1 pseudogene is annotated in these 267 nt (G+C 42.7%); it reads left to right on the forward strand.

Annotated features, from left to right (window positions below):
• Positions 1–116 precede the first annotated feature (116 nt).
• Positions 117–267, forward strand: a pseudogene (locus SB660_RS21085) (glutathione peroxidase); the annotation flags it as partial.

Consider the following 267-nt stretch of genomic DNA (forward strand, 5'->3'; position numbering starts at 1 on the left):
CGTTTGGTTCCTCGAAAAAAACGTTTTCCGTTAAGTGGAAGGAAAAAGCGGTTACCGTTTGTTTTGCAGTGTAAAACAGGTAAAATAAATGAAGAATGTAAAAAGGAGGGCCGCAGATGACAATTTACGATATAAACGTACGGACCATAACAGGCGAAGACATGACGCTATCGGCTTACAGAGGCAAGGTGATCATCATTGTGAATACAGCAAGCAAATGCGGGTTCACATCCCAGCTCAAGCAGCTTCAGGAGCTCTATGATACAT

The organism is Bacillus sp. SIMBA_005, assembly GCF_046535585.1.
Lineage (GTDB): Bacteria > Bacillota > Bacilli > Bacillales > Bacillaceae > Bacillus > Bacillus pumilus.